This is a genomic window from Paenibacillus sp. JZ16 (assembly GCF_015326965.1).
GTDB lineage: Bacteria > Bacillota > Bacilli > Paenibacillales > Paenibacillaceae > Paenibacillus_AQ.
The window spans coordinates 1,043,058-1,057,313 of the sequence record NZ_CP017659.1; the positions used below are offsets into that span (position 1 = coordinate 1,043,058).

Sequence of the window (14,256 nt, forward strand, 5' to 3'; positions counted from 1 at the left end):
TTCGACAGCCGCCATGGTCCGGCCGTGCGAAGTCATCAACCTTTAACGGCGCCCAGCATGACGCCCTTGGCGAAGTGCTTCTGCAGGAACGGATACACGATCAGGATCGGCAGCGTCGCCATCAGAATGGCGGCCATCTGAATCGTCTCGGGCGGAGGCGGATTTTCGAGGAACATATTATCCCCCCCGAGCGTGCCTGTCGTTTCCCCCACCACCACAATCTGTCTCAGCACCACCTGAATCGTCCATTTGGACGGATCATTGATGTACAGAATCGGCGCAAAATAGTTGTTCCAGTGCGTAACTGCATAAAACAGGCTGAATGCCGCCAGTGCAGGTTTCGAGAGCGGCAGGATGATACGTCCGAAAATCTGCAGGTCATTCGCGCCATCCACAATGCCTGCCTCGATCATGTCGCTTGGGATGTTCATGAAAAATTGGCGGATGACAATCAGGTTGAAGGGCGCAATGGCCACCGGCAGAATAAGCGACCAGATGGAATTAAGCAGTCCTGTTTCCTGCACGACCAAATAGGTCGGAATCATGCCGGCCGAGAACAGGAGCGCAAATACGACCATAAACATAACGGTACGCTGACCAACGATCGGACGGGACAAGGCGTATGCCATCGTCGCCGTAAAAAACAGATTGACGATGGTGCCAAGCACGGTAACCACCGAGGTGTTCAGCAGCGCCTGCCGGAACGTCCTGGAGGCCCAAATATATTCATAGGCGTCGGTCGTCCATTTAGACGGCCATAGCAGCAGCTTGCTGCCCAAAAAATCCTCGAACGAGGAAAATGAAACCGAGAACAAATATACAAACGGAAACAGCATGACCGCGGATATGACAAGCAGCAGACTGATATTCACACCGTTAAACAAACGGTCCGCGATGGATTTTTGCTTCATGTGTCGATCTCCTCTCTGAAAGAATCGAATCGCTTAATATACGCCCTGCTCGCCAAAGCGCTTGGACAGCCTGTTGGCGGCCATAACCAGCACGAGACCAACCAGTCCCTTGAAAACGCCAACCGCGGTGGAGAAGCTGTAGTCCGACTGTTGAATACCCTTGTAATACACAAAGGTGTCGAGCGTATTGCCGATATGCATGTTAAAGGCGTTCAGCTGAAGGAACACCTGCTCGAAGCCGATCTCCAGCACGTCACCGAGTCGTATGATCAGCATGATAATGATTGTGCTGCGGATGGCGGGCAGCGTAATATGCCAGATTTGGCGGAAGCGTCCAGCGCCGTCCATGACGGCTGCCTCGTACAGAGCCGGGTTAACGCCTGCGAGCGCCGCCAGGAAGATAATCGTCCCCCAGCCGGCTTCCTTCCATATGACCTCCAGCACCAGAAAGGCACGGAAATAATCGGGTTCGGTCAGAAAAGGAATCGTCTGCTGCAGACCGAACAGCTCGCGGAGCACATCGTTGACCAGACCTTCATTGCGGAAAAAGATCGTCACGATGCCGACCACCACGACCCAGGACAGAAAATGCGGCATGTAAACGATGGATTGCAGCCCTCTTTTCAGGAGCGGATTGGCCACCTCGTTCAGCATGATAGCCAGAAAGATCGGTGCCGGAAATGCGAACGCGATTTGCAGGAAGGAGATGGTCAGGGTATTCCAGATCACCTGGATCACCTCGGAGCTTTCGAAAATACGGGCAAAGTTCGCGAATCCGACCCAAGGACTCTCCGCAAATCCCCGGAACGGACTGTATTCTTTAAAGGCAAGTGATATGCCCAGCATGGGCAGATACCGGTACACGATAAAATAGAGCAGGCCCGGCAGCAGCAAGAGGTACAAATAACGGTCCCTCCACATACGAGTTCGAATTCGTTTCCATGCGCTCGTTTTGGTAGGAGTTGGTTTATTGATTTTCGAAGTCACGGTTTCCACATAGCTTCTCTCCCTTCCGCCTGACCACCTCTGCCGATGTTCATAAGATTCCATTCATAATAGCCGGGTGGCGTGGTTTGTTCGACTTCCACGCCGGCAGTTATCAGCTTCAGCTTGAAGAGAACTTCTACCGGATGGGGATTATGCACGAAGCAGGTTGAATCGCGGGCATCGGTGTATATGCTTAGAGGCAGTTCCGCCTCGAAAGCGATGTCCCCGCCGGACAGACGCACCGCCTTCCACAAATGAAGCTTGCCGTCACCGGAGATGTGGGCGGTATCTCCCAGGAAGGTAATGCCCCGGTAGCGTGCTTCAGCCGCGTCAGCGCAGAACAGCCAGATATCCTCCGCCCTATTCTGCCTTACCACCGTCAAACCGTAGGTAAGGCTGCCGGCATTCTGTTCCTTTTGACGGATTTCCAGCCTTTCACCATATTGGAATCGCGGGTTGATCAGCGTGAGAAACCGCCGTCTTTTTCCCGTCGCGCCACCGACAGCAACATAAGGACCGTAGCTCTCCGCCCCTGGGTATTCACGGAGGGAAAGCATCTTCTCCTCGGGAAAGGGGAACATGAGCTGCAGAGCGGCCTTCTCCCCCTGGAATACAATGGAGTCGCTTTCCAGGTTCTCGCCCGGGGCCTTGGGCTCATCACCGTCCAAGACCGCCGAGGTCGTATGAAACAGCAGTTCCGCCTCATCTGAATCCTGATGCAGTTCCACATCATCCACGACGACGTAATAAGCCGAATCGATATGTATGACAGATCGCTGGTAGCCTTTCAGCAGCCCCCCATAACTTTCGGTAGCGTCCCCGACAACCGCCTCGAATGACGGTAGCAGCAGTTCCTCCCGAAGATCGCCTCCTCCCAGGTGGAGCTGTCCCTGACCCTTGACGAGCAGCGAATTGTGTCCTATCGTGCCGGTAGTGTAATCCGCCTTCGGACCGGGTACATAATCCTGATAGCCAGGATTGGTCAGCAGCCATTCTCCGCCGACATTGATCACCAGATTGTTCTGGTCTCTGTGATTATGGTCCTTCGCCGAGCTGCTTGAGGCAAAGCACAGCAGATGATCCTCATCGCCCCATCCTGACCGCAGGGCGGCCCAGCCTACGCTCCGGAAGACCGCTGAAGCACATGCGCCGTACAGCTCCGACGGGCTCTTTGGGGAGGTCTCTTTCCGCAAATAAAGAAGCGAATTGTAATGTGCCGCTGCATGCTTCTGCAAGTACCACACCGCTGCCGGATGGCCGTAATGGGTAGCTGTCATGGCCATGAGGTATGTGATATCGAGCTTGGAAAACGAATCCGACAGATTCGGGAACGAGCTCTCCTCCCCCGGCGCCATCAGCCGAAAAAAACGCTCGGGAAGCTCTTCCCGTAAATACGGGTCCTGTACCAGGCTGTCATCGCCGCTGATTCTCCGGTAAAGATCCGCCGCCATCCAAGCATGTCGTGCTGCCACATTGTCGTACAGCAGCCCCTCTGTTTCGCCGGACACCCGTTTTCGTTCCAGATAGCTTTGAAGATAAGTAAGTCCGGCGTTTAAATATTTGGCGGCAAACGAGATCTCATCCATGATAGCCGCCGCACCGTACACCATCGCCACCTGCTTGGCTGCGACAATATTGTGCATATCGCTGCTTCCGATATCGATGGCCAGCGGCTGCAGTCCTTTTTCCAGAATGGCTTGGCGAATGGATCGCCGCTCATCCTCCGTTAGAAGACGGTGAATCGCATCATAGGCACTCGAAACGCCAAGCAGCAGGTGGGCGTTGCTCAGATTTCCTTCTGCACCCCGCTCGTCAAACTCATACCATTTACCGAAGGAAGTCAGGGACAACAGATGCTCCTTCACTCGCTCCGCATATTTTCTTTCATTCGTCACCAGGAAGGACGTGGACATGACGACCAGCCGATCCTCAATCGCTCTGGCATACATCGTCCAGAAGGGGAAGAAGGTATGTCCTTGCGGTTCGGGCGCCCGCTTCGGCTCTGTCAGAGGCAGCTCAACCTTCCACTGCTCCGATATGGACGGATACAGCACCTCGAAGCTTTCTTCCTCCACATAGGCGTCCGCTTTTGCCAGGTATTCCTCCCATAGCCGAGATGCATCGATGATCCTCGAAGAACGGCCCTCGCCCGGCTTAATCCGTTCCCGAAATGCCTTGAGTTCTTCTTCCGAAAACAATATTCTCGGATGGTCCTGCAGCTTCATGACTGAATCCATACCTGCCGGCTGTACCCGCACCTTCCAGCTGCACGCTGATGGGCTATCGCCCTGGGAATATACGGATACCTCCGTCTCGCCCGGCTTCAGCCCGGTTATCAGACTTCCGTTCACCCCAAGTGTCTCCGGATCGCTGCAGGTAATTCTATACGCTGAATCCGATTGGGGTTCTAGTCTCCCGCAGGGCTCCGCTAGCATGAAGCTCAGCCGGTGCTCTTCCCCCGTCTCCAGCAGCGAGGGCTTTATAAATTCCGTTCGAAGCATTAATCTCAGCTCCTCCGTTAATAAGTGAGTTTCATACTGTACAACCGACCAAGAAAACGCTGTCATAATTTAATGGCGAACAATACCCAATGGAGGTCAATCTGCGTTTATACCCTTCTGGGCAACTCGCTAACTTTCGGCCTCTCATTTACATACATGTATATTACTTGTATTTTTAATGATCTGTCAATTCAAATTTTTGTCGTATTTACTCCATTACGAAGGTGAAGCAGCACCAAATGTTCCAATTGGTGCTGCTTCTTTTGCAGTTCCGAACTAATTAACGGTAACTACGCATTCCGCCGTCTTGCTGCCGTCTAAAGTTGTAACCCTAATAACCGTCGTTCCCGGCTGCAGGCCTTTGACGACTCCGGTAGCGCTGACGGAGGCAACGGCGCTATTGCTGGAGGTCCACGTGACGTTCTTTACTGTTGCAAATGATGGATGAACCTCCGCTTTTAATTCGGCCGTTTGATCAACGGACAACTCCAGCGTGCTCGCGCTCAGACGCACCTCGGTAACCGCAGCTCTGTTATCCTCGATCACATGGCGCCAAAGCTCATTATTGGTCACAAAGTACAGGTTGCCCATGTTATCCCGCGACAACCAGGCAGCCTGGTTTCTCATGACGGTTAATGTTTTGTCGTCAGGATGGATGGAGAACAGCTTACCGCTCATCGTTCCATAGACGAGGCCGTCTTTCCCGATAACGAGGCTTGCATCTCTCCACTGTCCGCCCGCATCCGGAAACTTCTCGTCCTGATATATCACCTCTCCTGACGACGGATCATAGATGAACAACGTTCCCATGGCAAAGCCCCAGATGTTCCCGTCCGGACCTTCTATCAGCGAGGTGATAGCTCCTTTTCCTGGAACTGGCACGATCTCTTTTTCCTTTATTCCTCTCGCTATATCCCATACAAATAACTTCGCTTCATTTTCGGTCGGTGTGCTGCCGAGGCCTCCCCGGATGGAGCTGCCTGCATAAATCTTTCCATCCTTGTAGGCCAGGGATACGATGCTCTGATTCGGCACGATCTGCGTATGAACCGACAAATTCTTGGTGGCCGGGTCATAAACACTGAAGGCTCCACCTAGCTTCCCGTAGTCCGGAACTGTGCCGATGAACAGCATGTTTTCCGCTCCTAGCATGGCAAATGGACGATCCTGCAGATGCTCGGTTTTCAAATCAAACAGCTTGTTCACGGTTCGGTTGGTACCGGAGCTTCTCCACGGCTTGTTGGTATCATATTCAAAAATATTTGCGCCCGGATAGGTACCGAAGTACATTTTCTCTCCAATGGAAGTCATCCCTTCAGTCTGCCCGATCGAGTTGTTGGTGGAAAGGCCTGTGTCCGGATCATAAATGCCCATACCGCCGGGAAGGAATCCGCCGGCATAGATTTTGCCGTCCGGCCCCTGCCCGGTAATATGCAAGTCGATCGGTTGCTTTGGCAGCGGCATGATGGCCTGTTTCAGCGTGCCACGCTCCAAATTGTATTTGATTACTTTGGCCGAATTATTTCCGGCAACGCCGATCAGCGTCGGACCAGGATAATCGGGATCATCAATCAAAGCTGAGCCCCAGCCAATCACGTTGGAGACAAAATTGATTACTTCACTGCCTGTGTATATCTCTTCCACTTGGTTGGTCGACAGATCATAGCTTTTTAGAATGCCGCCGTAGGTAAAGTATACCTTCCCTTCGTGCGGCTCGGACACACCTCTGGAGTGGATAAGCTCATCGTCTTTAATCACCGCACCGGTGATTTTGTCCAACACGATCATCTTGTAGCCTGGGTCCATCTTCAGGAACAGCTTATCGCCGGCGATGTTCAGATCATAGGTGCTCGTCAGATTATACTGTGCCGGCATGATGTTGGTCTTCTGATCGGTGTTCAGATCATGGCGAATGAGGTAGTTTTTCGTTCCGCCGCCTCCGACGTACAACATGTTTTCTTCCTTGTCGTATGCCACGCTCCGCGGATAAATCTGGCCAGGCACAGGGTTGCCGAAATTCGTAAAGCCTTTTACCGGGTCATATTCAAACACCGAACCTGACGGATAGACACCGCCGTAGATTTTGCCGTCCACTCCCGGGGTCAGCTCGAAAAACTGAGTGGTTGGGCTGGCCGTGCCCTCGGCCGGGTCTCCCAGATTGACGATCGTATCGGTAGACGGATCATACCGGTAAAGTGAAGCGGTGCCGTAGGAACCGAGATAAACCATGCCGTCCGTAGCTACGGCCATCCCCCAGGCTCCGGTTGCCCCCGGCAGATCGATCGCCTGTATCGTCTCCTCGGTCTGAATATCGACGACAACGAGCTGGGCCGGATCGCCGACCTGAACCATATAAGCGACATCGCGTCCGTTTTCTTTTCCGAATACAGCCCGCATGACATAGTTGTTATACACCTGGATGCCCAGATTTTGATAGGCGGGAACGACTTCCACCGATTCCTCGTCTTCAGCCAGCACATCACCGCTTTCGCTGTCGATCAGCCGGTAGCTGAAGGTGTACGAACCGATTTTCGAAAATTTGACGCTCCAATCCTTGGTGGAATGGTAATCTGCTGGCAGCTCGAAGCCCGGCCTGCCGTACTCCCCGTTGTTCAGTATCGACTGATAGCGTCCCTCTTCGTCCTGAACGGTGAAGATCATATCTCCTTCTCCTTGGGTCTTGGAAACCTGCAGATAGGCACGCTTAATGCCTTCTGTTTCGCGGGCTTTCGTGGAGATCGTGACGGGCATAGACAGGTTTTCCCCTACGCCAGCCTGATCCAGATCCATGATCTCGATCTGATACTGCGATTGGCCCGAGGTCACATTGACCTTCTTCACCGTGGCAGCAACCACCGTTCCATCCCGGCTGATGACTTTATAGGTCACGACATATTCTCCCGGCTGATCGAACTCTACCGTCCAGTTCGAGGTGTTAGAATATTGCGGAGGCAGTCGGAATCCCTCTTTATGCAATTTCGAACGGTCAGTGAAGGATACCTCCCCAGCTCCTGGAACCTCGGCAGAACTATAAACCGCGTGCCCCGGCCCGCTTGTATCCACTTCAAAATAAACATTTCCATAGGTTGCAGAGGCCGTCTCATAAGTGGCAAGCGTCACGGTGTAATCAACCAGGTTACCTACATCAACCGTGTCCGGCAGCGTTAGGTCCAGACCGTACGACGAGTGTGCGGGCTTAGTGCTCCCCTCAGCATCGGCGCCCGCCGGCATAAACAGCTGGGGAAAAATCATTGCGAAAGCAAGGGTCCACGTCCAACCTTTGGATCGAAACAATCTGAGCTTCATTTCATCAATTCTCTCCTTTGGCTTAATTAAATGGTAGCGCTTTCAATTCCTGAAAACATAACTTTCCTTTCTGCTCTCCTGATATGTATGTGCTATCCCCTCCTTGACGAATACATGTATTTAACATGTATTTTATGTTCATAAGTTACCACGTATCAAGGGGCAGCGTCAACGCCTGATTCGCTGCTTTTCCTTTCATCCCAATATGGTTATCTCTTTCTATTTACCTCATTTTCAGGACGAGGACTTGGTTTCAACAACAAAAAGCCGCTAATTTAGCGACTTTCGAATGATATTTGATTCGTTCTTGTCTCTCGACAGCTACTTTAAGCTATACGATTTTCTCCTCCTCCTCTACAGCAATTACCTCCCTTGCTGCTTCTATGAAAGATAATATGATAGGTGAAAGCCACTTATCTTTATGCCATGACATTTGTGTATACACGTGCAAGTCCGGAATCTGCCATGGAAGGGCAACAAGTACGCCCCGTTCAACTTCGGCTTCCGCGACGATCTCAGGAAGAAAGGCAATGCCGATTCCCGTAATTGCGCATTGTTTAATGGCTTCGGCACTTTGAAACTCTAAATAAGTAATACTATCAATGCCCTCTTTCTCAAACGACCGGTCAAACATGGTTCGATAGGGACAACCCTTTTCATTCGTCAGAAACACTTCTCGGTGAAAATCTTCCAGCTGCAGCACAGTGCGTTTTGCAAGCGGGTGGTTCGGAGCAGCGAATAATCGGAAAGTTTCTTCCACCAACGGCTCCACCGCAAGTCCGCTTGAGCGAATAGGTTCGTCCAACATAAAGACGACATCCGCGGTTCCCTCAAAGAGCGTTTGCTTGAGTTCCTGATTGGGAACGGAGCGGAAGATGAGGCGCACGCCCGGATGGCGCGAACGAAAACGTTGAAAGACAACGGGAAGCCGATAGGCGCAAAGAACTTCGTTAGCGCTAATCGTTAGAGTGCCGCTTAAGTTATCATTGTCATGTACGACGCTGCGTGCTTCGTCCAATTTGTTTAGCACCCCTTCGACTTGAGTCAAAAAACGCTTACCCGCAGTCGTCAGAACGAGCTGCTTGCCCAAGCGGTCAAAGAGACGAACACCAAGTTCATCCTCCAATGCTTTCATTTGCATCGTGACGTTGGAGGGGACATAATTCAGCACTTCCGCAGCCCGACTAAAATTTAAAGTTGTGGCAACCGTGCGGAACGTGTTCAGTTGGCGCAATTCCATCATACGATCCCCCTTTTACCTTTTTACCTTCAAAATTATTGAATATTGCTTTGAAATCCATTCACTTTTATTGAGAGTATCACGGAACTATACTAACAACAAGAACTACATTTTAAATATATGGTTTCATTTTGAAGGGAGTAAACAATACGATGGATTATGAGATTTTTAATTTGGGTGACGTTACCTTGCAATCCGGAGTGACGTTACCGAACGCTTTTCTTGCTTATAAGACATATGGACAATTGAACGAGAAGAAAGATAATGTCATCGTCTATCCAACGGCTTTTGGCGACCACCATGTTCAGAATGAGTGGTTGATTGGAAACGATATGGCACTAGATCCGAGAGAATACTTCATTATCGTTCCAAATCTGCTGGGCAACGGATTATCTTCGTCACCCAGCAACACGCCTCCCCCATTCGACCGGGCTAATTTTCCGCAGGTAACCATCTATGACAACGTTAAGTTCCAGCATCGGCTGGTCACCGAAAAATTCGGGATTCATAAGATTGCACTCGTCGTTGGATGGTCCATGGGAGGCATTCAAGCATTCCAGTGGGGAGCAAGTTATCCAGACATGGTGGAACGAATTGCCCCCTTCGCCGGTGTTGCAAAGACTTGGCCTCAAACGTATGTCGTCTTGGAAGGGATGAAAGCTGCACTCTTATCTGCAGTCGGCTCCAATTCAAGTAAACTAGACCAGTTGACTTCTGCTGACATGCGTGCCGTTGGTCGTGTCTATGCGGGATGGGGGGTATCCCATGCGTTTTACAGAAAGGAACTTTATCGTGAGCTGGGATTTGACGCATTGCCGGATTTTGTGGCTGGTTTTTGGGAGGAAAGCTTTATGCAGATGGATCCGCACAATGTCCTGGCCATGTTATGGACAGGGCAGCATGCAGATATTAGTGCAAACCCCTCTTATAACGGAGATTTCGATAAGGCGCTCAGAAGCATCAAAGCACTTGCGTGTGTGATGCCAGGGAGCACGGATCTTTTCTGCACGGCGGACGATAACGAATACGAGGCTAAGCTTATTCCTCATGCTGTGTTTAATCCGATCGAGTCGATCTGGGGACATTTTGCTGGTCGCGGTATCAACCAAGCCGATAATAAATGTATTGATGACAACCTTAAACGCTTGTTGGCGCTTAGGACAAACGGATAAATCATCACTCGATGCTACAAAATATCAATTCATTTCTTAAACTTTATTTTCTAAGTATGGTTGAAACATGGCTCTCGTCTGTCATAACTCTCATGAAGTAACGACCCTGCACGATCGTAATATGAGGTCACCAGAACTTGCTGGTTGGCCTCTTTTTTTGTAGTGTCCTTTCACGTTCGTAATAAAAGCCATGCCTGAGGCAGGCCAAGCCAAAAACCCGAAGCTGGCATTACGATAGCGCCGATTAAGCAGACACTTAGCAGCATCCAACCGAGAACTGCGGGAGGAACGATCCCCTTCTTTTTAATCAGCCAATCCACCATATAGCCAAGCAACATTAGCAGAAATCCAAACATCGTGAACCAGAACGCGGTTCCACGATCCCACTGATCATCCGCCACTGTACCCCACAAGCCTTCAGTGATGAGGGGGTGTAATTGACTTGCGTATGCAAAAAGTCCATAAATCACATGCAGTAACCCGGTTAACATAAGCATCAGGCCAACATGGCGCTTTGCCCCACTTACCATATTGTTCCCTCCTTTTCTTCATAGCGATCAAGGCGCTGACGCCGAGGATCCAGTCGATGTGCTGAACTGTATGAATCCCGGCACGATCCGTCTGATTTCTGCGTCAGGGAATAGTGATCTCCTAATTCGCAAACGGCCTGACCAACGTCCGTTGGGTCAGAATGCCATGAATCAACGGCTCTCCGATTCCTATGATCCGCGCCACTATTAATGCTATGTCATGCCAATTCACCTCAATACGTATCAGCAGCCGCAGCGGTCATTGCATATTTAGTACGATTTCGTAATAAATAATAAAAATAAAGTGTCGAACTTGAAAAAAGTCACTGCTAGATCTTGGAATTTACCCGATGATAGCTCTCGATACCGGTCCTCGAACGTAGCGGCGCCCCCATTCCATCCGGCGACTTCTTTTTAGTACGAACTCGTAGTAAGTGGCTGTACCAAATTTAATACGTTTTCGTAGCAATGTCAAGATGCAAATGCCGTAGTTATTTTGTGAATAAACTCTTTGCGACCATTTCATTCGTCTCTAGGTTAATTGCTGCGCTATCTCCCAGACATGTCCTGCCGGATCCATGAAGGCAGCAGTGCGTACTCCCCAAGGCCGGTCCATTGGACCGTTAAGTAGAGTTACGCCATGTGGTTTCAATTCATCACACACTGCATCTACATCATCCACCCGGATAGTAAACTGGAAACGAGATCCGGAATCTCGGTTTGCGACTGTTCCAGGATGGATCAGACCATATGCTTCAGAAATATCCAGGAGATTTATGCTCATATTTCCGAAGTTGAATACCGCAGAAACAGCGTCTTCATATACGACGGATAATCCGAATACTTCTTGATAGAACGCCCTCGCTCTTTGCAAATCCTCTACAAATAAAGTTATCACATCCATATTCAAGGATCCTAAAGTTTTCATCATATACCCCTTCACGTTAAAATTAAAACTCAAGTTTTAGATCCAGTTCGACCTTCTGCCGTAAGTGATGGCGGAAATGCATACCGACCAAATCGAACCACTCCCGTGCGTTGAGCCACCCAAATCCCTCATGTCTGACTTTATAATTTGGGTTTATTGCATTTAAGTTTTCCTCCCATTCATACATTCTCTGAAGCACCGTATCGAGTCCGCGAATGAGATCATCCACGGTTTCCGAATTACTTGGGGTATTCTCAGGCCCATCCGGTAATCTGATTTTTATCGGAGGAAATGAACCGGCGCAAAACAATTGATAACCAGCCTCTGTCTTTCCTTGCAGTTGCTCTTCACTCATGGACGCACATCTTTGCACTTGGTCAAGGTAATCGAGAGCAGTGAGGATCATATGGTCATACATTTGGCCGAGTGACCATACGCCTCGATCAGATACATGTCTTAATTGGTCGATGGAATACTGCTGCAGATTGATCTTGTATAAATCGATTAGTTCCGAATAATTCAATTGCCTCACCTTTCCATCATGTCAAATCAACTCATTCTCATCCTATTACAGTAGAGTATTGGATATTTCTTTTTATTTGCTATTTTGTCTTACTTTTCAGAGTCAAGCAATTTCACAATTCAGGCATGGCTCATAATAGTATATGTATCCTTTAATATTGGAAATTAATTACTGGGCAGTTGGATGTCATGCCAACCACTTACATCACATTGGCCATATTCATTATCGCCTACAGCCACCACCGTGCCGTCCGATTTTACGCCGAGAGTATGAACGCAACCCGCAGCAATTGAAACAATATCGCGCCAGCCGCTTACATTACATTGGCCATGCTCATTCCAACCCACAGCCGTCACCGTACCGTCCGATCTTAGGCCGATGGTGTGATGACTACCCGCCGCTATCGCCATAGTATCGCGCCAGCCGCTTACATCGCATTGGCCATGCTTATTTAAACCCGCAGCCACCACCGTGCCGTCCGACTTAAGCCCGACAGTATGAAGGTACCCTGCCTCAGCTGCCACAATGTCGCGCCAGCCGCTTACATTACATTGGCCATAACGATTGTTACCCACAGTTGTCAGCATTCCATTCGATTTAAGCCCGACGGTATGCCAGTCACCAGCCGCAACCGCAACCATATCACGCCAGCCGCTCACATTGCATTGGCCTTCATGATCTCGACCCACAGCCACCACCGTGCCATCCGATTTAAGCCCGACGGTTCGACGCCAACCCGCCGCAACCGCCACGATGTCACGCCAGTCGTTTACATTGCATTGGTCATGCTTGTTCCAACCCACAGCTGCCACGGTGCCGTCCGATCTAAGCCCGACGGTATGAGCATTACCTGTATTCGTCGCCATATGAACATTCCCCGCCGCTACCGCAACCATATCTCGCCAGCCGCTTACATCACATTGGCCATATTTATTATCCCCTACAGCTGTTACCGTACCGTCCGAATTAAGTCCTACGGTATGACGGCAACCCGCTGCTATGATATCTTTCGGCATTGCCCATACCTTGCTATATCCAAGTTCACCCTTTTCCATTAAGCTCTCCTCCTCGTTTGTTCCGTCTAACTTCGATCATACAACATTCATGCAAGTACTCGTTTGATATACCCATAATCCTTGTGGGGATGGCTGTAAATCTCAAGATGTTGTCATCATACTTCAGAGTTTGACTTTAAGGAAGGTGTAGCCAATGGGACAAAATACCTTTATACCGTAACCAATTTCCAAAGGACTTCTCGTTAGCACCACCGCATTGAGAAAATATGAAGATCTAAGTTTGGTGCCGGGCGTACCTCGTACAACCAGTAATAGAAGATATTATACACCTTAGCTCCCGAACTGAATTGCTTGCGTTAGAGATGACTTTAAGGTTTATACTTATTCCTAACCATGAAATGATTGGAGGAATAAATGATATGGCAGAAAAACAAACGGCTGGACGTAATTTACTCGGTGAGTTTGCACCCAAATTCGCTCAACTCAATGATGACGTCTTATTTGGTGAGGGATGGTCCAGAGAAGAGGAGTTATCCCCTCGTCATCGAAGTATAACTCGTTATAAAAAGAATGCATCGAACCTATGGGTCTGCTGCATTTTTTCGGGATCAGCAAATTGACATCCATACAAACCTTATGATACTATCCTTCCTATTCATAGAGTTAACTCGAAGTCTATAGTAGTTATAAGGAGAGATATGATGAAGACATATTCGATCAGTGAAGCAGCAAAGGAATTAAATGTCACTGCTTATACGCTGCGTTACTATGACAAGGAAGGACTTATGCCTTTTGTTGAACGCACGGCAAGCGGCCAACGTTTGTTTAAAGAATCCGATCTTGCCGCTTTAAAGGTAATTGAATGTTTAAAATCCACAGGTATGCAAATCAAGGAAATAAAGACCTTCATAGATTGGGTGATGGATGGAGATGCCACATTGCAGCAAAGATTTGACATGTTTATGGAACGAAAAGCTATAGTGGAAAAACAGATGGAAGAACTAAAACAAACAATGGAACTAGTCGAGCATAAATGCTTATACTACAAAACGGCATTAGAAGCCGGAACTGAAGATATTCATATAAACAATAAAATAGAAATTCCTATTTCTAACTAAAGATGAGCCTCCTGTAATTTAGAT

Annotated in this window: 12 protein-coding genes; 3 read left to right on the top strand and 9 right to left on the bottom strand. The window is 49.4% G+C overall.

The window, feature by feature from the left end; genetic code table 11:
• Positions 1-35: 35 nt before the first annotated feature.
• The 5 genes from BJP58_RS04595 to BJP58_RS04615 form a co-directional block, all read right to left on the bottom strand.
• Positions 36-911, bottom strand: coding sequence for a carbohydrate ABC transporter permease (locus BJP58_RS04595; protein WP_194542985.1), 876 nt, complete (start codon positions 909-911; stop codon positions 36-38).
• 33 nt (positions 912-944) lie between these two features.
• A complete protein-coding gene (locus BJP58_RS04600) occupies positions 945-1,907 on the bottom strand; it encodes an ABC transporter permease (RefSeq protein ID WP_194542986.1) in 963 nt (320 codons plus the stop codon).
• Positions 1,895-4,399, bottom strand: a complete 2,505-nt coding sequence (locus BJP58_RS04605) for a heparinase II/III domain-containing protein (protein ID WP_233354960.1) — start codon at positions 4,397-4,399, stop codon at positions 1,895-1,897. Before BJP58_RS04605 ends, BJP58_RS04600 begins: the two co-directional genes overlap by 13 nt.
• 276 nt (positions 4,400-4,675) lie before the next feature.
• On the bottom strand, positions 4,676-7,705 hold the full coding sequence (locus tag BJP58_RS04610; RefSeq protein ID WP_194542988.1) for an Ig-like domain-containing protein: 3,030 nt from the start codon (positions 7,703-7,705) through the stop codon (positions 4,676-4,678).
• Between the two features lie 331 nt (positions 7,706-8,036).
• On the bottom strand, positions 8,037-8,945 hold the full coding sequence (locus tag BJP58_RS04615) for a LysR family transcriptional regulator (RefSeq protein WP_194544816.1): 909 nt from the start codon (positions 8,943-8,945) through the stop codon (positions 8,037-8,039).
• Positions 8,946-9,097: 152 nt separating this feature from the next.
• On the opposite strand from BJP58_RS04615, the gene BJP58_RS04620 reads away from it, so the two are divergent.
• Positions 9,098-10,117 (top strand): alpha/beta fold hydrolase, encoded by a 1,020-nt coding sequence (locus tag BJP58_RS04620; RefSeq protein WP_194542989.1) that lies wholly within the window; start codon positions 9,098-9,100, stop codon positions 10,115-10,117.
• A 170-nt stretch (positions 10,118-10,287) separates the two neighbouring features.
• On the opposite strand, the gene BJP58_RS04625 is transcribed toward BJP58_RS04620, so the two are convergent.
• The 4 genes from BJP58_RS04625 to BJP58_RS04640 form a co-directional block, all read right to left on the bottom strand.
• The gene (locus BJP58_RS04625; protein ID WP_194542990.1) at positions 10,288-10,647 is read right to left on the bottom strand and encodes a DUF6463 family protein; all 360 of its coding nucleotides are present in this window, start codon (positions 10,645-10,647) and stop codon (positions 10,288-10,290) included.
• A 532-nt stretch (positions 10,648-11,179) separates the two neighbouring features.
• The gene (locus tag BJP58_RS04630; protein ID WP_194544817.1) at positions 11,180-11,575 is read right to left on the bottom strand and encodes a VOC family protein; all 396 of its coding nucleotides are present in this window, start codon (positions 11,573-11,575) and stop codon (positions 11,180-11,182) included.
• Between the two features lie 22 nt (positions 11,576-11,597).
• Positions 11,598-12,107 carry a DinB family protein gene (locus BJP58_RS04635; RefSeq protein ID WP_336245441.1) on the bottom strand — a complete coding sequence of 170 codons (510 nt, stop codon included), beginning with the start codon at positions 12,105-12,107 and terminating at the stop codon, positions 11,598-11,600.
• Positions 12,108-12,262: 155 nt separating this feature from the next.
• The gene (locus BJP58_RS04640; protein WP_194542991.1) at positions 12,263-13,153 is read right to left on the bottom strand and encodes an RCC1 domain-containing protein; all 891 of its coding nucleotides are present in this window, start codon (positions 13,151-13,153) and stop codon (positions 12,263-12,265) included.
• A 380-nt stretch (positions 13,154-13,533) separates the two neighbouring features.
• Between BJP58_RS04640 and BJP58_RS04645 the strand changes: the two genes are divergently transcribed.
• A complete protein-coding gene (locus tag BJP58_RS04645; protein ID WP_233354962.1) occupies positions 13,534-13,734 on the top strand; it encodes a hypothetical protein in 201 nt (66 codons plus the stop codon).
• Positions 13,735-13,815: 81 nt separating this feature from the next.
• On the top strand, positions 13,816-14,232 hold the full coding sequence (locus BJP58_RS04650; protein ID WP_194544819.1) for a MerR family transcriptional regulator: 417 nt from the start codon (positions 13,816-13,818) through the stop codon (positions 14,230-14,232).
• Positions 14,233-14,256 lie beyond the last annotated feature (24 nt).